The organism is Aeromonas salmonicida subsp. salmonicida (genome assembly GCF_001643305.1).
GTDB lineage: Bacteria > Pseudomonadota > Gammaproteobacteria > Enterobacterales > Aeromonadaceae > Aeromonas > Aeromonas salmonicida.
Genome location: NZ_LSGW01000103.1, coordinates 50972 through 73246 on the forward strand (window position 1 = coordinate 50972; position 22275 = coordinate 73246).

The following is a 22275-nucleotide window of genomic DNA, read 5'->3' on the forward strand; positions in this document are numbered from 1 at the left end:
GTGAATTTGCTGTCATTGAACACTAAACGCTATCTGCCGGAAAGAGGCCAGGCCGGTTGCCAGGGTGTGCTCTCTTGCAGCGCTTGTTGTTGATAACGGGCTATGGCGCCTTCCAGTTTCATCTGGCGGATAACGAGCGCCAGCTGGGCCACCAGGGTTTTATGTCTCTCGTGCAGATAAACATATGAGTCAAGGGTATCCATGATGCCTGCGGAATAGATCCTGGTGCCGGCTTCAGACCTGGTGATCAGCGCGGCTATAGCCTGTCTGGCTACCATGGTTTGCTCAATATAGAGATCGCTGCGCCCCTTGAGCAGTTTGCCCATTCCCTGATCCACAGTGCTGATATCAAACAGCTGGGCGGGCGCCACCACTCTGGACAGTGCCAACTCTGGCAACTTGGCCCCGCGGCGGTATTCCACCCGATAAGAGGTGCCGAGCAGGCTGCTCCACCCCTTGAGCTGAATACCCGGAATGGCGGCATACGCCTCATAGGAAAGGGTGAAGTGGGATTCGGGGACTTTCAGCAGATGGCGGGTTTGCAGTTGATATTCGGTGGCACGATGTATCTCGCCATCGACCTCGCCGCTTTCGGCCATATGGGGGGCTCGCCCGCCCGGGTAACCGGCATAGATGAAGTCGTAGCCAAGGCGTGCAAAGGCATCCTGATAAATCAGCTTCAGCCAGCGTCCGTACATGGACTCCTTGGTATCCAGCGAACTCACCAGGGTGATGGTGCCTTTGGTCGGTGCGCCCATTACCAATGAAGCGTGCAGCAGGAGCAGCATGGCAGAAAAGAAGAGGCAGAAGCTGGGTCTCTGCAGCATGAATTTCCCTGATGGTCAGCGGCTATTAACAGGAGGTTGTTTTCATCATCCTAGTCCACGGTCGTCGCCGATTCAGATTTTTCGGGGGTTAACCGTGCCTGAAAAAGCGATGAGTGGGCCAGCTATGTTACGCCCGGTCACGGCTCGGCGCGACTGGCGTGATCCGGCTCGGCAGGACATGGAGGGGGAGTGAGTTGTCAAAGGCTGGAACTAGGTGGGTGTCCCCGTTTTGGTCAGCTTTGTGTCGTGGTGATCGGGCGAGTGTGCCGGCACACCGGCGCTGGACTCAGGGCCTCCATCGCGGGGAAAATGCCGGCAAGCTTTTTCATCACAAGGGAACACGATGCTGATTATCTTCAGTGGTTTGCCGGGCAGCGGAAAGAGCACCATTGCGCGTGCCTTGGCCCAGCGGTTGGGTGCCGTCTATCTGCGCATCGATACCATAGAGCAGGCCATTCGTGACGCCGAACGGACGGGGGAAGAGATGGGGCCGGCCGGTTATTTCGTTGCCTATGGGCTGGCCAGAGAAAACCTGAAACTCGGCTCGACCGTCATCACGGATTCCGTTAACCCCATACAGATCACCCGGGATGCTTACCACGACATCGCCCTCTCGGTCGGGGCTCCCTGTCTCGATATAGAGGTTGTCTGCTCCAATCCGAGTGTGCACCGCGAACGGGTCGAGAGCCGGACGGCCGATATTGCGGGATTTGCATTGCCGGACTGGCAGGCGGTGCTCGCCCGCGACTATGAACCCTGGGACAGGGATCGCCTGATACTGGATAGCGCCACCCTGTCGGTAGCCCAGAGCGTGGAAAAGATTGTCGCCGCGTTGAGGTAGAAGGAAGTTCGATTGCACTTCGCCAATCGAACGTCAGGGCTATTCTAGTTTGCCTAAAATAGCCTTATATAAAGATCTATAACTCACGCATCATTAGATGGCATGACACCGCTGGTGTGAACTATGCCAGTACCGCTTGTAGTTCTAATCGCCTGTTGTTTCGGATGTTGTACAATTTTCTATATTCCAGTTTGATGTGTGTCACATCGTGATTATTTCAGAGACTTAAATTTGAAATGCCACTGGTGAGATGAAGATTCGTATGGTCAAATCCTTGGCCGTCAGGGATAGCATTTCTTGATAATTAAAAATAACTTTAAGGCTAAATTTTGTACGGAGAATCCTTCATGATTTTAAAAAAACTGGCACTGGTTTCATCTGTGCTGGGAGCCTTTCTGCTCGCTGGCTGCGCCAGTGTTCCAATGGAAAATGCTCAGGAAAATGCCAAACTCAAGGCATTCCCAGTGCCGGAAAATAATATGGCGGGTCTTTATATCTACCGAGACAGCTTTGTTGGGAAGGCACTGAAGAAAGATGTTTATGTCGACTCCGCATGTCTGGGTGAGACTGCCGATCGCACTTTCCTCTATAAGCAAATTACCGGCGGAAACAAACATGATATTTCCACCGAATCCGAGTTCTCCGATAACAAGATTTCTATTATCCCTGAGCCTGGGAAAAACTACTTCTTCCGTCAATATATCAAGATGGGCGTTTTTGTTGGTGGTGCCAACCTTGAAGCGGTTTCCGAAAGTGAAGGTAAGCGTGTAGTTTCCAAGGAAAGCGTGCAACTAGCTAAATCAGGTATTTGCAGTAGTTAATACACTCCAGAGTAAAATATTTAATTGAGAGGTGCCACTGGTGCCTTTTTGTGAGGAACTTGCTTCCCGGTATTGATAATAAAAAACGGCGCCTCGCGGCGCCGTTTTTTATATCACTTACTCAACCAGAATCACTGCAGCAGGGAGATATCCGCGACTTGCAGGAACAGGTTGCGCAGGTTGTTCAGCAACGCCAGACGGTTGGCCTTGAGGGCTTCGTCGTCGGCCATCACCATCACTTCGTTGAAGAAGGTGTCGACCGGCTCGCGCAGGGCGGCCAGACGGGTGAGGGCAGCCTGATAGTCACCGGCAGCGAACAGCGGGGCCAGTTCGGCTTGCAGTTCGGCAACCTGGGTGGCCAGCGCCTTCTCGGCAGCGTCTTGCAGCAGTTCCGGTTTGACGGCAGTCGGCAGTTCGCCTTCGACCTTGGCCAGAATGTTGCTGACGCGCTTGTTGGCAGCAGCCAATGCCAGTGCGGCATCCAGACTGCGGAAGTGGCTGACGGCCTTGACGCGACGATCGAAGTCGAGCGGACGGGTCGGGCGGCGGGCCAGTACGGCCAGCACCACATCGGCACCTATGCCTTCGTCCTGATAGGCGGCGCGGAAGCGGCCCAGCATAAAGTCGACCACGTCGGTGACGACGGTTTTGTTGGTCAGCTTGTCGCCGTAGACGCGTACCGCTTCTTCAACCAGTTCAACCAGATCCAGATCCAGCTGCTTCTCGGTCATGATGCGCAGGGCACCGATGGCGGCGCGGCGCAGGGCGAAGGGGTCTTTATCGCCTTTGGGCAGCATGCCGATGCCGAAGATACCGGCCAGGGTGTCGAGCTTGTCGGCCAGCGCAACGGCGCAGGCTTCCAGAGCGGACGGCAGGGCATCACCGGCGAAGCGCGGCATGTACTGCTCGTTCAGGGCCACGGCCACCACTTCGTCTTCGCCATCGTGACGGGCGTAGTGCATCCCCATCACACCCTGGGTGCTGGCGAACTCGCCGACCATGTTGGTCATGAGATCACACTTGGAGAGCAGACCGGCACGCTTGGCCTGAGCCACGTTGGCGCCGATGCGCTCGGCGATAAAGCCGGCGACGGTCTCGATGCGCTCGACCTTGGCCTTGACTGTGCCCAGCTGTTGCTGGAACAGCACGGTTTCAAGGCGCGGCAGGCGGGAGGCCAGAGTCTGCTTCAGGTCGGTCTTGAAGAAGAACTCGGCGTCAGAGAGACGGGGGCGCACCACCTTCTCGTTGCCGCTGATGATCTGGCTCGGGTCTTTCGACTCTATGTTGGTGACGAAGATGAACTTCGGCAGCAGCTTGCCGTTCTTGTCGTAGACCGGGAAGTACTTCTGGTCACCCTTCATGGTGTGCACCAGCGCCTCAGCCGGCACGGCCAGGAACTTCTCTTCGAAGTTGGCGGTCAGCACGACCGGCCACTCGACCAGTGCGGTGACCTCTTCCAGCAGGGCGTCGTCCAGATCGGCAACGCCACCGAAGGCGGCAGCGGCCGCTTCGGCGTCAGCCTTGATCTTGGCCTTGCGCGCCATGAAGTCGGCAACCACTTTGCCTTTTTCCAGCAGGATCTGCGGGTACTGGCTGGCGTTGTCGATGGTGAACTCGGGCTCGCCCATAAAGCGATGACCGCGAATTGTGCGGGCAGAGTCGATACCCAGAATGTGAGCGGGCACCAGCTCGCCATCCAGCAGCAGGGTCACGGTAAAGACCGGACGCACGAACTGGATGGTCTTGTCGCCCCAGCGCATCATCTTGGGGATAGGCAGCTTGGCCAGTGCAGAGGCGACCAGCTCGCCCAGCAGATCTTTGGCCGGACGGCCTTCGACCTTGGCGGTGTGAACCAGCCACTCACCCTTGTCGGTGACCAGACGCTCGGCCTGTTCAACCGTGATGCCGTTGCCACGGGCCCAGCCTTCGGCAGCCTTGGTCGGCTTGCCTTCGGCATCGAACGCCTGGGAGACGGCCGGGCCGCGCTTCTCGACGCTCTTGCTCGGCTGCTCGCTGGCCAGCGCGTGTACCTTCAGCGCCAGGCGGCGCGGTGAGGCAAACCACTCGATGTCGCCGAAGGCCAGATCGGCCTTGGTCAGCTCAGCTTTGAAGTTGTCGGCAAAGGCTTCGGCCAAGGAGCGCAGGGCTTTTGGCGGCAGCTCAGCTGTGCCGATCTCTACCAGAAATGTATGTTGTGCCATGTCCGTTCCTTAACCTTGCTTGTTCTCAGTGCGCTTGCACATGGGGAAACCCAGCGCTTCGCGGGAGGCGTAGTAGGCCTCGGCCACGGCCTTGGTCAGGGTGCGAATGCGCAATATGTAGCGCTGACGCTCGGTGACCGAGATGGCCTTGCGGGCATCCAGCAGGTTGAAGGAGTGGGCAGCTTTCAGAATGCGCTCGTAAGCGGGCAGCGGCAGCGGTGTTTCCAGTGCCAGCAGGTGCTGGGCCTCTTTCTCGTACTGTTCGAAGCAGTGGAACAGGAAGTCCACGTCGGCGTGTTCGAAGTTGTAGGTGGACTGCTCCACTTCGTTCTGGTGAAAGACATCGCCGTAGGTGGTCTTGCCCAGCGGGCCATCGGACCACACCAGGTCGTAGACGCTGTCCACGCCCTGGATGTACATGGCCAGACGCTCGAGACCATAGGTGATCTCGCCGGTCACCGGCTTGCACTCCAGGCCGCCAACTTGCTGGAAGTAGGTGAACTGAGTCACTTCCATGCCGTTGAGCCACACTTCCCAGCCCAGACCCCAGGCACCCAGCGTCGGGTTTTCCCAGTTGTCTTCCACGAAGCGGATGTCGTGGATTTCAGGATCCATGCCCAGCTCTTTCAGCGAGCCGAGGTAGAGTTCCTGGATGTTGTCGGGGGAAGGCTTGATGATCACCTGGAACTGGTAGTAGTGCTGCAGGCGGTTCGGGTTTTCACCGTAGCGGCCGTCGGTCGGACGGCGGGACGGTTGCACGTAAGCGCAGGCGATGGGCTCCGGGCCCAGAGCGCGCAGACAGGTCATGGGGTGTGAAGTACCGGCACCCACTTCCATGTCCAGCGGCTGAATAATGGTACAGCCCTGGCGGGACCAATAGTCCTGCAGCTGCAGGATCAGGCCCTGAAAGGTTTTGACATCGAATTTTTGCATAGTGTTTTTCGCGCGAAGTGAAATCAGAGCAAGATTTGCTGAATGTGAACCGAAGGAGTATACCGTCTGGCATGGTCGGATAATAGGCGAAATTGTAGGGGATTCATGGGGCGGGGCTGCGCCGGGCCTGGTTGGCCCGGGATGAAAGCCCCCTCATGTGGCCGATGAAATCCCCTTGTCGGACAGAGAGTCGGGCAGAGAAAAATAACAGGAGACGAAGAATGGAACTGCGCTGCGCCTGGGTGACCAAGGACCCGGAATATATCGAATACCATGACAAGCAGTGGGGCCGGCCGGTCTATGACTCCCGCGAGCTGTTTGCCAAGCTCTGCCTCGATGGCCAGCAGGCGGGGCTGTCGTGGATCACCATCTTGAAGCGTACCGAGAGCTACCATCGCGCCTATCTGGCGTTGCAGGCGCAGGGGATCGACTTCGCCGACTTCCTCTGGGGCTTCGTCGGTGGCGCTCCCATGGTCAACCAGCGGCAGGGCAACGGCGATATTCCGGCCACATCAAAGGAGTCGGATGCCATGTCGAAGGCGCTCAAGAAGCTCGGCTTCAACTTCGTCGGCAGCACGATTTGCTACGCCTTCATGCAGGCAGTGGGGATGGTGAACGATCATCTGGTCAGCTGCCCCTGCCACGCCGAGTGTCAGCAGCCCGCCTGAGGCTGCTTATCGATTGCGCCAGGCTCCCGCCAATAGGCTATCGGTCACGCCGAATGGCCTGGGGGGGTCGGCCATCCTCTTCCTTGCGACAAATTCGGCTGCATTTGTAGCCGAATTTGGCCCGCCAAGCGCCGCTGGCGCGCAAAAAACACCCACTCTCGCCAGCCGTTCAGACCTGCGTCAGACAATGGCGTGATGGCGCGTTACAATCCGGCCCCCGGCATGGTGCCGGACTGTATTCATAGAGGTTTTTTCATGCGAGCCAAGATACTGGTGCCAGCCCTGGCACTGACTATTGCCCTGACCGGCTGTACTACCAATCCCTATACTGGCGAACAGCAGACTGGCAAGGCCGCCTGGGGTGCGCTGGCCGGTGCCGCGACGGGCGCCGCCGTGGGGGCGATCTCCTCCAGCAAGGGGGATCGCAAGAAGGGTATTCTGACTGGCGTGGCCGCCGGCGCCGCCCTGGGTGGCGGTATCGGTTACTACATGGACGTGCAGGAAGCCAAGCTGCGCGAGAAGCTGCAGGGCACTGGCGTCAGCGTGACCCGCAATGGCGACGAGCTGATCCTCAATATGCCGAACAACGTCACTTTCGATAGCTCCAGCGCCCAGCTCAAAGCGGCCGGTGCCAATACCCTGTCCGGCGTTGCCATGGTGGTTGCCGAGTTCGACAAGACCCGCCTGAACGTGGTCGGTCACACCGACAGCACAGGCTCTCGCGATCTGAACATGAAGCTCTCCGCCCAGCGTGCCGATGCCGTAGCCGCCCAGCTGATCGGCCATGGGGTAACGGGTAGCCGTATCTCCACCCAGGGTGTGGGCCCGGATCAGCCGGTTGCCACCAACAGCACTGCCGCCGGCAAGGCTCAGAACCGCCGGGTGACCATTACCCTGATCCCGACCGCCTAAGTCGTTCCGGTCTCGGTAACGAAAAGGCCCCGCCAGTGATGGCGGGGCCTTTTGCTATCCGGTGTTGCGGACTTAAACGGCCGCGGTGCTTGCGCCAGGGTAGCCAGGCATACCTCTCGGCTTAAACTGCCGCAGTCAGCTGCACTTCCACCTTGTAGCCTTCGTGGGCAAGGCGGGCTTGTACGCAGGCGCGTACCGGTGCCGTGCCAGCCGGGATCCAGGCATCCCACTGTTCGTTGAAGGCGGCGATATCCGCAATGTCCTTCAGATAGATGTTGGCCATCAGGATCTTGTCGACCCCGGAGCCGTTGGTTTCCAGCAGGCGCTGCAGGCTGGTCAGCACTTCGCGGGTTTGCTGGTGAATGTCGGCGTCATCCGTGGCGGGTACTTCCACCACGTAGAGGGTGCCGTTGTGGATGACCACGTCTGACCAACGCTGGGTGGTACCGACTCGGGTAATGGCTGTCATGTTTGCTCCGAAACTGGGCTTATTGACCTTTGCGGATCAGATAGCGGTAGGGGGCCTGCTCTGTCTCGCTGGCGACCAGGGTGTGATCCATAAAACGGCAGAAACTGGGGATGTCGCGAGTGGTTGAGGGATCGTCGGCGCTGACCAGCAGAGTCTCGCCCTGGGCCATCAAGCGCACTTTTTTACGCACCATCATTACGGGTTCCGGGCAACGAAGCCCGATTGCATCCAATTCATGGGTTGCGTCGCAGAATAAAGCACTCATCAATAATCAACCTTCAACCAATTCAGCTGCCAATGATACTAAAGGCGAAAAAATAATCAAACAATGAGGCCTGCATGCAGCATATGTAACCAAAGTGTGATCTGGCCCTACCCACATCTCGCCTTATGAGTAATATAAAAATTGAATCATATTCAACAAGGAGGTGTGAATATGCAGGTCTCCTACGGCAGATTGCAAGCCTACGCAGGCATGGGGTTCTTGGCTTTCGCCATGATAGTGATGGGCAGCCCGATCGGTAATACCGGCACCTGGTTCGGTGCCATGGTGATGATAGGGTTGGGGCTCTGGATCGAGCTCAGCGATTACTACGACGAAGATGAGGACGAGAACGACAATCCTTGAACAGTCAGCTTTTCCCACAATGACAAAGGCGGATCACCATCCGCCTTTGTCGTTTCTGGCTGTCGAGAAAGGGACTAGCGGGTCGAGCGCATGGCCCGCTCCAGATGCAACGCCGTCTGCTGCGGATTGGCATTGGGATCGTTGAAGAAGTTGCTCAGCACATCCATGATCGCCTGGCGCATGTTGGTCGGCGTGGCCATCCCTTCCGCCATGCTGGGCAGCAGATTGCCCTCTCGCTCCGCCAGCAGGAAATCCTGATAGGAGCGCAGGGCGCAGCGATCGAACTTGCTCATGTCCGGCTTGGTAAGGGCGGGGATCGAGCCCTTCACCCGGTTGAACTCCTGCTGGAAGCGCGGCGTCATCAGCAACTGGGCCAGCTCGCCCTGCGCCTGCAACTGGGCGGGATCCCGCTGCTTGAACATGGCGATGGAGTCCAGGTTATAGCTGAACAGACCGTCGCTGCCCGGGCTGGGCAGGCATTCTATGTCTTCACCCGGCCTGTAGTTGCTCACGCTCAGTTCCCCCTTCACCCAGTCCCCCATCAGCTGCATGGCGGCTTCGCCGGTTTCCAGCTGGGTGGTAGCTTGATGCCACTTCAAACCGACGAAGCTCTTGGGCACGTAGGCGCGCAACTGCTGGAAGCGGGTCAGCACCCGTACCATGTCGGGGCCGGTCAGGGTCGCGCCGTCCAGTTCGACGAAGGCCTTGCGATAGAAATCCTTGCCTCCCTCGCCCAGCGCCACCGTTTCGAACAGCACCGCCAGCTGCCAGGGTTCGTTGCCGATGGCGAGCGGTGTGATGTTCTGTGCCTTGAGCTGCTCTGCCACCACCACAAACTGGTTCCAGTCGGTGGGTGGGGTCAGCTCCATCTTGTCGAACACCTTGCGGTTGAGCCAGAGCCAGTTGACGCGGTGAATGCCGGTGGGCACCGCCATCAGGGCACCATTCTGGCTGAGGGTTTCGCGCACCATGGCCGGTAGCTGCGGATACCAGCCGAGGTGTTCGGCCATGGGAGTGAGGTCGCGCAGAAAACCGAGTCCGGCCCACTCCCGCAACTCGTAGCCCTTGAGGTGTGCCGCTTCCGGCGGGTTGGCCGCCAGCGCCCGGCTCTTGAGTACCGTCATGGCGCTCTTGCCACCGCCGCCCTGCACAGCGAAATCGTTCCACTGGTTGCCCTGCTCGGTCCACTCGGACTTAAGCACCTCCACCGCCTTGGCTTCGCCACCGGAAGTCCACCAGTGCAGCACCTCCACCTGGGAGGCGCCTACAGGCAGGGAGAGCAGGGCGGCAATGGCAAACGGGAACAACTTCATACTGTGACAGCCTTGAGTGAAGGAGAGTGGTCGGTGCCGACCGCACGCCACCCGTGCAGCACCCCGACGCGCTGGGAGGCGGCAACGGGCGAAGAGATCAGGGTGATGACAGAAAAAGACAACCACTTCATAAGGTTACTGCCTTGGTAGGGAGAGGGTGGCCTGCAGGCCGCCCTGCGGGCGATTTTCCAGCACCAGATCGCCGCCGTGGGCGTGGGCTATGTTGCGGGCTATGCCCAAGCCAAGGCCGGTGCCGGCCAGATCCGTGCTGAGCCGGTAGTAGGGCTCGAAGATGCGCTCGAACTGATCGTCCGGCAGGCCGGGGCCCTCATCCATGATGAAGAGGATCAGCATCTCCTCGTCGTCCATGATGATGATGCGCACCTTCTGGCCGTACTTGATGCCGTTGTCCACCAGGTTGCCGATGCAGCGCTTGAGCGCCAGCGGCTTGCCACGGTAGAGCTGCTTGCAGTGGCCCTCTATGGTCAGCCGTTCGTCATGCAGGTTCATGGACTCGGCCATCTGCTCCAGCATGGCGTCTATGTCCAGCTGCTCTATGTTCTCGTGGATGTCGGTGTCTTTCACCGTCTGCAGCGCCCCCTTGACCATCAGCTCCAGCTCGTCCAGATCCTTGTTGAACTTGCCGATCTGCACCTCGTCGTCGAGCAGCTCGACCCGCAGCCGCAGCCGGGTGATGGGGGTCTTGAGATCGTGGGAGATGGAGCTGAACAGCCGCTCTCTATCATCGATATAGCGGCGGATGCGGTGCTGCATGATGTTGAAAGCGCGGGTGGCCGCCACGATTTCTGACGCCCCTTCCTCTTTGAGCGAAGGTTGGTCTATATCCTTGCCCAGGTTGACCGCCGCCTTGGCGAGCCGACGCAGCGGGCGAGTCTGCCAGCGCACCAGCAGGAAGGTGAAGAAACAAAGGAAGACAGTCATCAGGGCGATGAAACGCACCTGGTTGCTCGGCATCACAGTATCGTCGAGGGTCATGTAGGGAGCGGGCAGCAGGGCCGCCAGATAGAGCCATTCACCCGGCTCTATCTCGATCTGGGTCACCAGCACGGGCGGATTGAGCGGCTCCAGCGACAGGGTATAGCGGGCCCAGGAGGAGGGCAGATCCGCCAGCAGGATGTCGTTGTTGAAGACGTGCAGGTCCTCGGGGCGGGAGAAATCCACCTTGATGGCCATGGCGTCCGAGAGCTTGCGGACCAGCACCCCTTGTACCTCTTTGAGCACCAGCGTCTTGCGCTCGCTGTCGGGGATGGCGCTGATGTGGATCTCTTCCTCGTTGAGTGACACGAAGAAGCGGCTCCCCCCCATATTGCGCAGCTGATCCAGCGCTATGTGGCGGTACTGCAGCGGAAGGGATTTGAAGAAGTTGACGGTGGAGGCGGCCGACAGTGCCAGATTGCGGGTGGTGCTGAGCATGCCTTCCAGCTCCCGTTTCTGGATCTGTTGCATCCAGATACCGGTGAGAATGGTCTGGGAGAGCAGGATGGCGAGCAGCAGCAACAGCAGCATCCGCGACAGCAGGGAGCGGGGAACCAGCGCCCGCCAGAACCAGCCACTCCTCATGGGATCTCGTGCCTTTTGTCGTTCAGCATGCCGTTGCTACCTTTTTACCCTTCACGGGATCTCGTGTACTTCGGCAATCAGCATATAGCCACTGCCGCGTATGGTCTTGATGATGCGCGGGCTCTTGCCGTTGTCACCCAGCTTCTGGCGCAGACGGCTGATCTGCACGTCGATGCCGCGCTCCATCGGCAGGCTCTCGCGGCCCCGGGTCGCGTCCGAGATGGTGTCCCTGTCCAGCACCACGCCGGGTTGCTGCAGGAACATGCCGAGCAGCAGGGCGTCGCTGCCGGAGAGATCCAGCAGGCTGCCATCGTCGTGGGTCAGCTGGTGGCTCAGGGTGTCCAGGGTCCATTCGGCAAAACGCAGGCGGCGGCTCGGTTCTTTCTCTTTTTCCGGCTGGCGGAATTCGGCGCGGCGCAGCAACGCCTTGATGCGAGCCTGCAGCTCGCGCGGGCTGAACGGCTTGGCGATGTAGTCGTCGGCGCCGAGTTCGAGGCCGATCACCCTGTCTGCCTCATCGGAGGCTGCGGTCAGCATTATGATGGGTACCTGGGAGTCGCGACGGATCTGTTGGCACAGGGTAAAGCCGTCGTCGCCTGGCATCATGATATCGAGAATAATCAGGTCCGGGCTGTGCAGGGCGAGCTGCTGGCGCATCTCGTTGCCTTCCGCCGCCGTCAATACCTGGAAACCGGCCCTGGTCAGGTATTCATTGAGCAGCTCGCGGATCTCTTGGTCGTCGTCGACGATCAGCAGTTGTTTGCTCGTTGACATATGTATGTGCATCCACCCATTTTTTTGTGCAGATTGAACCTGTCGGGGGAGCAAAAAGCAAGCAAGCCCCCCATCTAATGTGAGGTTATGGGCAATATCCTCCCATATAGCGCTCTCTAAATAAAAAAGGCCGACCCAAACGGGGCGGCCAACACGCAGATTCCGACGACAGGAGATCACCCCGTGTGGCGATCTCGACAGACTCGATGACGGGCCGGCAAGGCCGACCCCAAAAAAGACAATTCTGGCTCGCCCTCACTGTCGCAGTGAGGGCGAGCCGTTGACATCACACCCGTTCAAACACTGTGGCTATGCCCTGGCCCAGACCGATACACATGGTGGCAAGACCCAGATTGGCGTCCTTCTCCTCCATCAGGTGGATCAGTGTGGTGGAGATGCGGGAGCCGGAGCATCCCAGCGGGTGACCCAGAGCGATGGCACCACCGTTCAGGTTGACCTTCTCTTCCGCCACGTCCAGCAGTCCCAGATCCTTGACGCAAGGCAGTGACTGGGCGGCGAACGCCTCGTTCAGCTCGACCAGATCGATGTCGCCTATGGTCAGACCGGCACGCTTGAGCGCCTTTTGGGTAGCAGGCACAGGGCCATAACCCATGATGGCGGCATCGCAACCGGCCACGGCCATGGAGCGTACTCTGACGCGCGGAGTCAGCCCCAGCGCCTTGGCACGATCCGCGCTCATCACCAGCATGGCGGAGGCGCCGTCGGACAGGGCCGAGGAGGTACCGGCGGTCACTGTGCCGTTGACCGGGTCGAACACAGGGCGCAGCTGGCTCAGGGTTTCGACCGTGGTCTCCGGGCGGATCACCTCGTCGTAGTCGTAGAAGAAGCGGGCACCGCTGGCGTCATGCCCTTCCAGCCCGACGATCTCTCTGGCGAAGCGCCCTTCCACGGTCGCGGCATAGGCGCGGCGGTGGGAGCGGGCGGCAAACTCGTCCTGCTGCTGGCGGCTGATGCCGTGCAGCTTGCCCAGCATCTCGGCGGTCAGCCCCATCATGCCGGAGGCCTTGGCCACCGACTTGGCCATGCCGGGGTGGAAGTCGACCCCGTGGCTCATGGGCACATGGCCCATGTGCTCGACGCCGCCGATGATGAAGATATCCCCATCACCCACCTGAATGGCACGGGAAGCATCATGCAGCGCCTGCATGGAGGAGCCACACAGCCGGTTGACGGTGACAGCACCTACCTGCTTGGGGATCCCCGCCAGCAGGGCGGCGTTGCGGGCTATGTTGAAGCCCTGTTCCAGGGTCTGCTGCACGCAGCCCCAGTAGATGTCCTCGATCTCGTTCGGGTCGAGGTTGGGGTTGCGCAGCAGGATGGAGCTCATCAGGTGCGCGGACAGATCTTCTGCACGCACGTTGCGGAAGGCGCCGCCCTTGGACCGGCCCATGGGGGTCCGGATACAGTCGACAATGACTACGTCTTTCATGAATGGATCTCCTTTCCGCAATCAGTAGAAGGTTTTGCCCTGGGCAGCCATCTCGCGCAAGCGGTCGCTGACACGGTAGAGCGGGCCCAGATCGGCATACTGGTCGGCCATGGCCACGTAACGATCCAGACCAATGGTGTCCAGATAGCGGAACACGCCACCACGGAAGGGAGGGAAGCCCAGACCATAGACCAGTGCTATGTCGGCCTCGGCCGGCGTGGCGACTATGCCCTCTTCCAGGCAGAGCACCACCTCGTTGATCATGGGGATCATCATGCCGGCTATGATAGCTTCCTTGTCAAAATCCTGTTTCGGCTTGGCAATGGGGGCCAGCAGCTCGTAAGCGGCCACATCGGCCACCTTCTTCGGCTTACCCTTCTTGTCCTGCTCGTAGGCGTAGAAGCCCTTGCCATTCTTCTGACCGAAGCGGCTGGCGTCGTACATCACGTCGATGGCGGTGCGGCCTTCCTTGCTCATGCGAGCCGGGAAGCCCTGCGCCATGACGTCACCGGCATGGTGACCAGTGTCGATGCCGACCACGTCCAGCAGATAGGCGGGGCCCATGGGCCAGCCAAACTCCTTCTCCATCACCTTGTCGACGGCGGCAAAGTCGGCGCCATCGGCAACCAGCTTGTTGAAGCCGAAGAAGTAGGGGAAGAGCACCCGGTTGACGAAGAAGCCCGGGCAGTCGTTGACCACCACCGGCGACTTGCCCATGGCAGCGGCATAGGCCACCACGCGGTTGATGGTTTCATCGGAGGTCTGCTCGCCGCGAATGATCTCGACCAGCGGCATGCGGTGCACAGGGTTGAAGAAGTGCATGCCGCAGAAGTTCTGCGGACGTTTCAGCCCCTTGGCCAGCAGGGAGATGGGAATGGTGGAGGTGTTGCTGGCGAGCACGGCGTCGTCACCGATAATGCCTTCCACTTCGCCCAGTACGGCGGCCTTCACCTTGGGGTTCTCGACCACGGCTTCGACCACCAGATCCACATGCTTGACGTTGTCATAGCTCAGGGTCGGGGTAATGGCGGAGAGCACCTGGCCCATCTTGATGCCGTCGATGCGGCCCTTCTCGAGCTGGCCGTTGAGCAGCTTGGTGGCTTCACCCATGCCCAGCGCCAGCGCTTTCTCGTTGATGTCCTTCATCACAGCCGGAATGCCCTTGCTGGCAGACTGGTAGGCGATGCCGCCACCCATGATGCCGGCGCCCAGCACGGCGGCGTGGCGAGTGGCCTTAGCTGCCTGCTTGGCGGCCTTCTTGGCCAGCGCCTTGATGTGCTGATCATTGAGGAAGATGCCGACCAGAGCCTTGGCGACGTCGGTCTTGGCCAGCTTGATAAAGCCTTGTGCCTCGACCACCAAGGCCTCGTCACGGCTCATGCCGGCGGCGGCTTCGACGGTTTTCACCGCCGTCATGGGGGCCGGATAGTGCTTGCCCGCCACGGCGGCAACCATGCCGGCGGCGGTACTGAAGCTCATCATGGCTTCCAGCTTGGAGAGACGCAGCGGGGCCTTTTTGGCTGCGCGGCGGCTCTGCCAGTTCAGCTTGCCCGCGATGGCATCTTTCATCATCTGCACGGCGGCGCTGTGCAGCGCGTCGGGTGCGACCACGGCATCGATGGCGCCCACTTTGAGGGCGTCATCGGCACGGTAATCCTTGCCGGTGGTGATCCACTCCAGCGCGTTGTCGGCGCCGATCACCCGCGGCAGACGGACTGTGCCGCCAAAGCCCGGCATGATACCGAGTTTGGTCTCGGGCAGGCCAATCTTGGCGCTGGTGTCAGCCAGACGGAAATCGGTGGAGAGGATGGTCTCGCAACCGCCGCCCAGGGCGTGGCCCTTGATGGCAGAGAGGGTCGGCACCGGCAGATCTTCGATGGCGCTGAAGATGTCGTTGGCTTTTTTCAGCCAGCCGAGCAGATCTTCTTGCGGCAGATCGAACAGTTCCAGGAATTCGGTAATGTCGGCGCCGACGATAAAGGCGTCTTTGCCGGAGGTGAGGATCAGACCCTTCAAATCGGCTTGTTGCTGTAATGCGGCGATCGCTTCGCTCAGTGAGAGCAGGGTAGCGCGATCCAGCTTGTTGACTGAACCCGGGGCATCAAACCTCAGTTCGGCAATGCCGTTTTCGAGGTAGCTGACCGACAGGGTTTCGCCTTGGTAGATCATGAGAGTGTCTCCTTGTTCCCACTCGGTGGGGGGTGTTGCTCCTTTATCCCCAGCAGGGGGTGAGGCTCACTATTGATCCAAAAGGAGACATTTTCAACACCTATTTAAAACATTTGTTTAACAGTTCTCGAGTAAAAGCTCCTCATCACAAAACGGGCAAAAGAGAGGCGCCTTGCGGCGCCTCCAATGGATATGAGTTTTGTATCAACAGGCCAGTTCGGGCCGGTCGCGATACTGGCTCAGCACCTCGGGATCGGCGAGGGCATGGGTGTTGTTGACGGGTCTGTTGTGCACCACTTCCCGCACTGCCAGCTCCACTATCTTGCCGGATTTGGTGCGGGGGATCGCATCCACCTGCAGGATACGGGCGGGTACGTGGCGGGCCGTGCAGTGCTGCCTCACTTGCTGGCGGATGCGCTCGCGCAGGGGATCGTCCAGCTTGAGGCCGGGCTTGAGCTTGACGAACAACACCACCCGCTCGTCCTGCTGCCACTGCTGGCCGATGACGATGCTCTCTTCCACCTCGTCCAACTGCTCCACGTAGCGGTATATCTCGCTGGTGCCGATGCGCACGCCCCCCGGATTGAGAGTGGCATCGGAGCGGCCGTAGAAGAGGATGCCGCCGGTGTCGGTCAGCTCGATCCAGTCGCCATGGCACCAGATGTTGTCGAATCGCTCGAAGTAGGCGGCGTGGTACTTGTCCCCGCTCTCGTCACCCCAAAAGCCGATGGGTTGGGCCGGGAAGGGCTTGGTGCAGACCAGTTCCCCCTTCTCGCCCTGCACCGGCTGGCCCGCCTCGTTGAACACCTGCACCGCGAGGCCAAGCCCGCGTCCCTGGCTCTCGCCGCGATAGACGGGGCTGATGGGATTGCCGATGACGAAGCAGGAGCAGATGTCGGTGCCGCCGGAGATGGAGCTGAGCTGCACATCCTGTTTGATCCCCTGATAGACATAGTCAAACCCCTCCGGCGACAGCACGGAGCCCGTGCTGCAGATGAGCCTCAGCTGCGGCAACTCGTGGGTCTTGATGGGGGCATAGCCCTGCTTGTGCAGGGCATCCAGGTACTTGGCCGAGGTGCCGAACAGGGTAACCTGCTCATCGCGAGCGAGATCCCACAGCACATTGCCGTCCGGATAGAAGGGGGAGCCATCATAGAGCACCAGAGTCGCGCCGGAGGCGAGCGCGCTCACCAGCCAGTTCCACATCATCCAGCCGCAGGTGGTGAAGTAGAACACCCGCTCCCCCGGCTTGATGTCGCAGTGCAGCTGGTGCTCTTTCAGATGTTGCAGCAGGGTGCCACCTATGCCGTGCACTATGCACTTGGGCTTGCCAGTGGTGCCGGACGAATAGAGGATGTAGAGCGGATCGTTGAAGCCCATGGGCTCGAAGCGAAGGACGGCATCCGGCTGGCTGGCCAGCACGTGCTGCCAGTCGTGACCAAGCCGCAGGGGATTGCCGAGCAGGGGGATCAGCACAGTCTGCTCTATGCTGTCGATCTGGCCGACCACGCCCGCCACTTTGTCCTGAATGTCGATGGCCTTGCCGTTGTAGCGGTAGCCGTCTACCGCAAACAGCACCCGCGGCCGGGTCTGGCCGAAGCGCTCCACCACGCTGGCCTCGCCAAAGTCGGGGCTGGTGGAGGTCCAGATAGCGCCCAGGCTGGTGGTTGCCAGCATGGCCACCACGGTTTCCGGGATATTGGGCAGGTAGGCCGCCACCACGTCGCCACTGCCTATGCCCTGGCTGCGCAGCCACTGGGCCAGCCTGGCCACCTGATCCGCCAGTTCACGCCAGCTCAGGGTGCGGCTTGGGCTGCCTTCGATGCGGGAGATAATGGCCGGACTCTCATCCTGGCGGCGCAGCAGGTTTTCGGCGAAGTTGAGTCGGCTATCGGGGAACCAGCGGGTGCGCTGCATATCCTGGCGGTTCTCTGCCACTATGTCGCCGAGCTCGCCCTTGACGCCACAGTGCTGCCACACCAGAGGCCAGAAGCGAGTGGTCTTTTCCACCGACCACTGATAGAGCTGGGCATAGCTGTGCAGTTGCAGGCCGTGGAAGCGGTTGACCTCGCCCATAAACTGCTGGAGATTGGATTGTTGAATCCTGTCCTGATCCGGTTGCCACAGGCAAAGATTGTGCATGAGTAGTCCCTGACTGCATGTATCTACCGGCAGTGTATTGAATTGTTTTTTATTTGTTAATGGTTGGTTTTTGTTTCATAACAAAAGCTTTGTAACGTATGCGTTACCTCACGAAGCGATAGCTTGACGGTTCGAGCCTTGATTCGCTTGATGTTATGCTGAAATCACATTTCTCCCGGAGCAGGACGCCATGAGCAGCTACAGCCAACTTTTTGCCCAGCACCTAGATACCTTGCAGCATCGCACCCGCGACATACTGCAACAGCAGGGGCTCAGCGGCCTGGCCATCCACTCCGGCCAGACTCACCGCATCTTCCTCCATGACCAGGATTACCCCTTCAAGGTGAATCCGCACTTCAAGGCCTGGTTGCCGGTACTGGACAATCCCCACTGCTGGTTGCTGGTGGATGGTGTGAGCAAGCCGGTGTTGCTGTTCTACCGGCCGGTGGATTTCTGGCACAAGGTGGCAGAGCTGCCCAATGCCTTCTGGGTCGACTTCTTCGACATCCGCTTCCTGACGAGGCCGGAGCAGATCGCCGATCACCTGCCTGCCAGCAAGCAGGAGTGGGCTTATCTGGGCGGCCATCTGGAAGTGGCCGAGCTGCTGGGGCTGGGTCAGCCCAACCCGGAAGCCGTGCTCAACTATCTGCACTATCACCGCGCCTACAAGACCCCCTACGAGCTGGAGTGCCTGCGCGAAGCGAATCGCATCGGTGTGCGTGGCCACATTGCGGCCAAGGACTCCTTCATGGCGGGGGCGAGCGAGTTCGAGATCAACCTGGCTTATATGAAAGCCGTTGGCCAAGGGGCCAATGACGCGCCTTACGGCAATATCGTTGCCATCAACCGCAATGCAGCCATCCTCCACTACACCCACTTGTCTGCCTTGCGGGTGTCGGATGCGGAACGTTACTCCTTCCTTATCGATGCAGGGGTGGACTTTCACGGTTATGCCTCCGACATTACCCGTACCTGGGCCTGGCGCAGGGGCGAGTTTGCCGATCTGATTGCGACGCTGGACTCACAACAGCAGGAGATTATCGAGGAGATCAAGCCGGGGCGGCGTTACAGCGAGCTGCATCTGCAGATGCACCACAAGCTGGCGCGACTGCTGCAGTCCGTGGAGCTGGTGGACATGTCAGTGGATGAGATGATCCACACCGGCGTGACCAATGTCTTCTTCCCCCACGGCCTGGGTCACTTCCTTGGCCTGCAAGTCCACGACGCGGGCGGTTTCATGCAGGATGAGCGCGGTACGCACCTGTCTGCCCCCGAACAGTTCCCCTACCTGCGTTGCACCCGGGTGATGGAGGTGGGCCAGGTGTTCACCATAGAGCCGGGTCTCTACTTCATCGACAGTCTGCTGGAGCCACTGCGTCAGAGTGAGCAGGGCAAACGGGTCAACTGGAACAAGGTGGAAGCGCTGCGTCCGTTCGGCGGCATCCGCATTGAGGACAACATAGTGCTGCATGCCAACGGGGTGGAGAATATGACGAGACAAGCGGGTCTCTGATGGCGGCTGGCTATTCCATCCCTGCCGCGCCGCTGGAGCTGAGTGAAGAGATCAAGAAGAGCCGCTTCATCACGTTTATTGCCCATACACCGACGGTCGAGGCGGCCAAGGTCTGGGTAAACGAGATAAAGCAGTTGCACCCCGGGGCCCGGCATCACTGCTGGGCTTTTGTTGCCGGGGCGCCGCAAGATAGTCAGGTTTACGGCTTCAGCGATGATGGTGAGCCTTCGGGGACTGCTGGCAAGCCTATGTTGGCCCAGCTGATGGGATCCGGACTGGGTGAGATAGCCGCCGTTGTGGTGCGCTACTACGGTGGCGTGCTAATGGGTACCGGCGGTCTGGTCAAGGCCTATGGTGGTGGCGTCGGCGCAGCCCTCAAGCGACTCGAGACTCAGATCAGGCATCAGCAAACCCCTTCTCTCATCCAGTGTGATTACACCGACATGGGCGCGGTAGAGGCGCTGCTCAGCAGCCATCACGGTCAGGTACTGGATGCCGATTATGGTGCTCGCGTCACTTTGCAGGTCGCGTGGGAATCCTCTGTTTGGGCCCAGGTTGATCGGGAATTGACCGACCGAACCCATGGACGGGTATCCCTTCGCTCCTTAGATGGCTAGAATCCATCGCTCTTTTAGCCTGAAGAGGGAGCCGGAATGCACATTCTGAGCATTATTCGCATCGTTGGCCTGCTGGTTGCGCTGTTCAGCTCGACCATGTTGTTGCCCGCCATGGTTGCGTTTGGTTATCGGGATGGTGGTGGTGCCGAGTTCGTCAGCTCCTTTTTTATCGCGCTTCTGCTTGGCGTGCTGCTCTGGTTCCCCAACCGCCATCACAAGAAGGAACTCAGATCGAAAGAGGGTTTCCTCATCGTCGTCTTGTTCTGGACTGTGCTGGGCAGTGTGGGCGCAGTCCCCTTCATTATCGGCGACGTCCCCGGTATGTCGGTCTCGGAGGCCTTTTTCGAATCTTTCTCCGGCCTGACCACCACGGGAGCAACCGTGCTGACCGGGCTGGATAACCTGCCCAAGGCCTTCCTGTTCTATCGTCAGTTGCTGCAGTGGCTGGGGGGGATGGGGATCATAGTGCTGGCGGTCGCCATCTTGCCGCTGCTCGGCATCGGTGGCATGCAGCTTTACCGTGCCGAGATCCCGGGGCCGGTCAAGGATACCAAGGTGACGCCACGCATTGCCGAGACTGCCAAGGCGCTCTGGTTCATCTATCTCTTGCTGACCATGCTCTGCGCTCTTGCTTACTGGCTGGCGGGGATGTCGCTGTTCGACGCCATCTGCCACTCTTTCTCCAGCCTCTCCATCGGCGGTTTCTCCACCCACGAGGCCAGCATAGGTTTTTTCAATAGTCCGGCGATAAACCTCATCACAGTGTGCTTCCTGCTGATCGGCAGCATCAACTTCGGTCTGCATTTCATGGTGTTTACCCATACGCCGGTGCGTCTGCTGAGCTATCTGCGCGATCCTGAAGTAAAAGTGTTCCTCGGTATCCAGCTGTTCCTGTTTTTGTTCTGCGCGGCCGTGCTGCTGCATCACAACCACTATGAACATTGGCAGGAGACCCTCAACCACGCCCTGTTTCAATCGGTATCGCTCGGCACTACCACGGGTTACAGCACCACCAGTTATGCGGATTGGCCCTCTATCCTGCCCATGATGCTGATGTTCTCTTCCTTTATTGGTTGCTGCGCCGGCAGTACTGGAGGGGGCATCAAGGTGATGCGCTTCATGATCCTGTTCATGCAGGGGGTGCGGGAGTTGAAGCGGCTGGTGCATCCGCGCGCCGTCTATACCCTCAAGCTGGGCCGCAAGGCTGTGTCGGACCGCATCGTCGAGGCAGTATGGGGTTTCTTCGCCACTTACATTATTCTGTTTGTGCTGTTCATGTTGGCACTGATCGCCACCGGGATGAATGAGGTGACCGCTTTCTCTGCTGTGGCGGCGACGTTGACCAACGTGGGACCGGGTCTGGGGGATGTGGCCTCCAACTTTGCCGGTACCAGCGCCGCAGCAAAATGGATACTGATCCTGGCCATGTTGTTTGGTCGATTGGAAATTTTCACGCTTCTGGTACTGTTTACCCCCGCATTCTGGCGTAGTTGAGGTTGTTATGGACAAGATTCTGGTGCTTTATTCCTCTCGGGACGGCCAAACCCGCAAAATCATAGATGTCATGCTGGAGGAGATGCCGGGATGCGAGGTGGTGATGCATGATCTGCATACCCTGCCCATGTGCAACCTCAGCAAGTACAAGAAGGTGCTGATCGGCGCATCTATTCGTTATGGTAATTTTCATCCCAGCTTGCTCAGCTTTATCCACGCTCATCAGGAGCAGCTGGAGGTGGCCAACGCTGCCTTCTTCTGCGTCAATCTGACCGCGCGCAAGCCGGAGAAACAAACGCCGCAGACCAATGCCTATATGAAGAAGTTCCTGCGCCTCTCTCCCTGGAAACCCAAGACCCTGGGAGTGTTTGCCGGTGCGCTTCAGTATTCCCGTTATAACTGGTGGCAGACCCGTATCATTCAGCTGATCATGAAGATGACAGGTGGTAGCACGGATACCAGCAAGGATCTCGAATTTACCGATTGGGAAAAGGTGCGCAGTTTCGCCCGGGAATTCTGGTCAAAAAGATAGCAACCTGATGTGAATACAGGGTTTATTGCCCGAAGGAGCCCCGTTGATGCGGGGCTTTTGTTTAATAAAACAACGGTTGAACCGCAAAACCGCAGAAAGTGCCATTTTTTGCGGTTTTGCTCTTGTCATCCCGGCGCGGCTCCCTATAATGCGCCCCTACCAGTACGGCGGAACACGCCGAACTGATGAGCCAGCTTCCTTGCGAAGCCGGCGCCGAAAGAAAAGCGAAAACAACCGCTTGACTTTCGAAGTGAGGAGCGTAATATGCGCCTCCTCAACGCGACAAGCGTGACGCTCTTTAACAATTTGAATCAAGCAATCTGTGTGGGCACTCACAGCATCGAACATCAAACAATTTTGTTGATTTTCAATGTCTGGTGAAGTGACCAA

At 59.3% G+C, this 22275-nt stretch carries 22 protein-coding genes; 9 read left to right on the forward strand and 13 right to left on the reverse strand.

Annotated elements, in window-relative coordinates:
• Nucleotides 1-29 precede the first annotated feature (29 nt).
• Nucleotides 30-827 (reverse strand): hypothetical protein, encoded by a 798-nt coding sequence (locus AXW79_RS19840; RefSeq protein WP_005320607.1) that lies wholly within the window; start codon nt 825-827, stop codon nt 30-32.
• Between the two features lie 343 nt (nt 828-1170).
• Between AXW79_RS19840 and AXW79_RS19845 the strand changes: the two genes are divergently transcribed.
• Both AXW79_RS19845 and AXW79_RS19850 read left to right on the forward strand, forming a co-directional pair.
• On the forward strand, nt 1171-1668 hold the full coding sequence (locus tag AXW79_RS19845; RefSeq protein ID WP_005320605.1) for an AAA family ATPase: 498 nt from the start codon (nt 1171-1173) through the stop codon (nt 1666-1668).
• Between the two features lie 347 nt (nt 1669-2015).
• Nucleotides 2016-2489 (forward strand): DUF2846 domain-containing protein, encoded by a 474-nt coding sequence (locus AXW79_RS19850; RefSeq protein ID WP_005320602.1) that lies wholly within the window; start codon nt 2016-2018, stop codon nt 2487-2489.
• Between the two features lie 131 nt (nt 2490-2620).
• Here AXW79_RS19850 and glyS read toward each other — a convergent pair whose 3' ends face one another.
• Nucleotides 2621-4690: a glycine--tRNA ligase subunit beta gene (gene glyS / locus AXW79_RS19855; protein WP_005320601.1), complete on the reverse strand. Its 2070-nt coding sequence runs from the start codon at nt 4688-4690 to the stop codon at nt 2621-2623.
• Nucleotides 4691-4699: 9 nt separating this feature from the next.
• A complete protein-coding gene (glyQ, locus tag AXW79_RS19860) occupies nt 4700-5623 on the reverse strand; it encodes a glycine--tRNA ligase subunit alpha (protein ID WP_005320598.1) in 924 nt (307 codons plus the stop codon).
• Between the two features lie 221 nt (nt 5624-5844).
• Between glyQ and AXW79_RS19865 the strand changes: the two genes are divergently transcribed.
• Entirely contained in the window at nt 5845-6291 is a 447-nt protein-coding gene (locus AXW79_RS19865) for a DNA-3-methyladenine glycosylase I (RefSeq protein WP_005320595.1), read from the forward strand.
• Nucleotides 6292-6546: 255 nt separating this feature from the next.
• On the forward strand, nt 6547-7203 hold the full coding sequence (locus AXW79_RS19870) for an OmpA family lipoprotein (RefSeq protein WP_005320592.1): 657 nt from the start codon (nt 6547-6549) through the stop codon (nt 7201-7203).
• Nucleotides 7204-7324: 121 nt separating this feature from the next.
• On the opposite strand, the gene AXW79_RS19875 is transcribed toward AXW79_RS19870, so the two are convergent.
• Complete coding sequence (locus AXW79_RS19875) at nt 7325-7672, reverse strand: RidA family protein (RefSeq protein WP_005320589.1); 348 nt, start codon at nt 7670-7672, stop codon at nt 7325-7327.
• A 19-nt stretch (nt 7673-7691) separates the two neighbouring features.
• Nucleotides 7692-7937 carry a sulfurtransferase TusA gene (tusA, locus tag AXW79_RS19880; RefSeq protein ID WP_005320582.1) on the reverse strand — a complete coding sequence of 82 codons (246 nt, stop codon included), beginning with the start codon at nt 7935-7937 and terminating at the stop codon, nt 7692-7694.
• A gap of 171 nt (nt 7938-8108) precedes the next feature.
• Between tusA and AXW79_RS19885 the strand changes: the two genes are divergently transcribed.
• On the forward strand, nt 8109-8300 hold the full coding sequence (locus AXW79_RS19885; protein ID WP_005320579.1) for a hypothetical protein: 192 nt from the start codon (nt 8109-8111) through the stop codon (nt 8298-8300).
• Between the two features lie 74 nt (nt 8301-8374).
• On the opposite strand, the gene AXW79_RS19890 is transcribed toward AXW79_RS19885, so the two are convergent.
• The 7 genes from AXW79_RS19890 to AXW79_RS19915 form a co-directional block, all read right to left on the reverse strand.
• Nucleotides 8375-9613, reverse strand: a complete 1239-nt coding sequence (locus AXW79_RS19890; RefSeq protein WP_005320576.1) for an ABC transporter substrate-binding protein — start codon at nt 9611-9613, stop codon at nt 8375-8377.
• Nucleotides 9610-9744, reverse strand: a complete 135-nt coding sequence (locus tag AXW79_RS24015) for a hypothetical protein (protein WP_255209888.1) — start codon at nt 9742-9744, stop codon at nt 9610-9612. Before AXW79_RS24015 ends, AXW79_RS19890 begins: the two co-directional genes overlap by 4 nt.
• A gap of 4 nt (nt 9745-9748) precedes the next feature.
• Nucleotides 9749-11194: an ATP-binding protein gene (locus AXW79_RS19895; protein ID WP_005320573.1), complete on the reverse strand. Its 1446-nt coding sequence runs from the start codon at nt 11192-11194 to the stop codon at nt 9749-9751.
• 51 nt (nt 11195-11245) lie between these two features.
• Nucleotides 11246-11968: a response regulator gene (locus tag AXW79_RS19900; RefSeq protein WP_005320571.1), complete on the reverse strand. Its 723-nt coding sequence runs from the start codon at nt 11966-11968 to the stop codon at nt 11246-11248.
• 286 nt (nt 11969-12254) lie between these two features.
• Nucleotides 12255-13418: an acetyl-CoA C-acyltransferase FadA gene (fadA, locus tag AXW79_RS19905; protein ID WP_005320563.1), complete on the reverse strand. Its 1164-nt coding sequence runs from the start codon at nt 13416-13418 to the stop codon at nt 12255-12257.
• Between the two features lie 21 nt (nt 13419-13439).
• A complete protein-coding gene (gene fadB / locus AXW79_RS19910) occupies nt 13440-15587 on the reverse strand; it encodes a fatty acid oxidation complex subunit alpha FadB (protein WP_005320561.1) in 2148 nt (715 codons plus the stop codon).
• A gap of 204 nt (nt 15588-15791) precedes the next feature.
• Nucleotides 15792-17729 carry an acetoacetate--CoA ligase gene (locus AXW79_RS19915; protein WP_005320555.1) on the reverse strand — a complete coding sequence of 646 codons (1938 nt, stop codon included), beginning with the start codon at nt 17727-17729 and terminating at the stop codon, nt 15792-15794.
• Between the two features lie 190 nt (nt 17730-17919).
• Between AXW79_RS19915 and pepQ the strand changes: the two genes are divergently transcribed.
• From pepQ to hemG, 4 genes are read left to right on the forward strand one after another with little or no spacing between them, the layout of a single operon-like run.
• Complete coding sequence (gene pepQ / locus AXW79_RS19920; RefSeq protein WP_011899239.1) at nt 17920-19242, forward strand: Xaa-Pro dipeptidase; 1323 nt, start codon at nt 17920-17922, stop codon at nt 19240-19242.
• Nucleotides 19242-19859: a YigZ family protein gene (locus tag AXW79_RS19925; RefSeq protein WP_005320551.1), complete on the forward strand. Its 618-nt coding sequence runs from the start codon at nt 19242-19244 to the stop codon at nt 19857-19859. Before pepQ ends, AXW79_RS19925 begins: the two co-directional genes overlap by 1 nt.
• A 36-nt stretch (nt 19860-19895) precedes the next feature.
• A complete protein-coding gene (locus AXW79_RS19930; RefSeq protein WP_005320548.1) occupies nt 19896-21353 on the forward strand; it encodes a TrkH family potassium uptake protein in 1458 nt (485 codons plus the stop codon).
• Nucleotides 21354-21360: 7 nt separating this feature from the next.
• Nucleotides 21361-21885 carry a menaquinone-dependent protoporphyrinogen IX dehydrogenase gene (gene hemG / locus AXW79_RS19935; protein ID WP_005320546.1) on the forward strand — a complete coding sequence of 175 codons (525 nt, stop codon included), beginning with the start codon at nt 21361-21363 and terminating at the stop codon, nt 21883-21885.
• Nucleotides 21886-22041: 156 nt separating this feature from the next.
• Here the strand turns inward: hemG and AXW79_RS23480 are convergent.
• Nucleotides 22042-22275: hypothetical protein (locus AXW79_RS23480; RefSeq protein ID WP_211271115.1), on the reverse strand; the 234-nt coding region annotated here is incomplete at its 5' end.

What these genes read in the sequence shown, in the direction of transcription:
- AXW79_RS19840 (WP_005320607.1), bottom strand. Translation starts at nt 827, where the DNA reads ATGCTGCAGAGACCCAGCTTCTGCCTCTTCTTTTCTGCCATGCTGCTC.
- AXW79_RS19845 (WP_005320605.1), top strand. Translation starts at nt 1,171, where the DNA reads ATGCTGATTATCTTCAGTGGTTTGCCGGGCAGCGGAAAGAGCACCATT.
- AXW79_RS19850 (WP_005320602.1), top strand. Translation starts at nt 2,016, where the DNA reads ATGATTTTAAAAAAACTGGCACTGGTTTCATCTGTGCTGGGAGCCTTT.
- glyS (WP_005320601.1), bottom strand. Translation starts at nt 4,690, where the DNA reads ATGGCACAACATACATTTCTGGTAGAGATCGGCACAGCTGAGCTGCCG.
- glyQ (WP_005320598.1), bottom strand. Translation starts at nt 5,623, where the DNA reads ATGCAAAAATTCGATGTCAAAACCTTTCAGGGCCTGATCCTGCAGCTG.
- AXW79_RS19865 (WP_005320595.1), top strand. Translation starts at nt 5,845, where the DNA reads ATGGAACTGCGCTGCGCCTGGGTGACCAAGGACCCGGAATATATCGAA.
- AXW79_RS19870 (WP_005320592.1), top strand. Translation starts at nt 6,547, where the DNA reads ATGCGAGCCAAGATACTGGTGCCAGCCCTGGCACTGACTATTGCCCTG.
- AXW79_RS19875 (WP_005320589.1), bottom strand. Translation starts at nt 7,672, where the DNA reads ATGACAGCCATTACCCGAGTCGGTACCACCCAGCGTTGGTCAGACGTG.
- tusA (WP_005320582.1), bottom strand. Translation starts at nt 7,937, where the DNA reads ATGAGTGCTTTATTCTGCGACGCAACCCATGAATTGGATGCAATCGGG.
- AXW79_RS19885 (WP_005320579.1), top strand. Translation starts at nt 8,109, where the DNA reads ATGCAGGTCTCCTACGGCAGATTGCAAGCCTACGCAGGCATGGGGTTC.
- AXW79_RS19890 (WP_005320576.1), bottom strand. Translation starts at nt 9,613, where the DNA reads ATGAAGTTGTTCCCGTTTGCCATTGCCGCCCTGCTCTCCCTGCCTGTA.
- AXW79_RS24015 (WP_255209888.1), bottom strand. Translation starts at nt 9,744, where the DNA reads ATGAAGTGGTTGTCTTTTTCTGTCATCACCCTGATCTCTTCGCCCGTT.
- AXW79_RS19895 (WP_005320573.1), bottom strand. Translation starts at nt 11,194, where the DNA reads ATGAGGAGTGGCTGGTTCTGGCGGGCGCTGGTTCCCCGCTCCCTGCTG.
- AXW79_RS19900 (WP_005320571.1), bottom strand. Translation starts at nt 11,968, where the DNA reads ATGTCAACGAGCAAACAACTGCTGATCGTCGACGACGACCAAGAGATC.
- fadA (WP_005320563.1), bottom strand. Translation starts at nt 13,418, where the DNA reads ATGAAAGACGTAGTCATTGTCGACTGTATCCGGACCCCCATGGGCCGG.
- fadB (WP_005320561.1), bottom strand. Translation starts at nt 15,587, where the DNA reads ATGATCTACCAAGGCGAAACCCTGTCGGTCAGCTACCTCGAAAACGGC.
- AXW79_RS19915 (WP_005320555.1), bottom strand. Translation starts at nt 17,729, where the DNA reads ATGCACAATCTTTGCCTGTGGCAACCGGATCAGGACAGGATTCAACAA.
- pepQ (WP_011899239.1), top strand. Translation starts at nt 17,920, where the DNA reads ATGAGCAGCTACAGCCAACTTTTTGCCCAGCACCTAGATACCTTGCAG.
- AXW79_RS19925 (WP_005320551.1), top strand. Translation starts at nt 19,242, where the DNA reads ATGGCGGCTGGCTATTCCATCCCTGCCGCGCCGCTGGAGCTGAGTGAA.
- AXW79_RS19930 (WP_005320548.1), top strand. Translation starts at nt 19,896, where the DNA reads ATGCACATTCTGAGCATTATTCGCATCGTTGGCCTGCTGGTTGCGCTG.
- hemG (WP_005320546.1), top strand. Translation starts at nt 21,361, where the DNA reads ATGGACAAGATTCTGGTGCTTTATTCCTCTCGGGACGGCCAAACCCGC.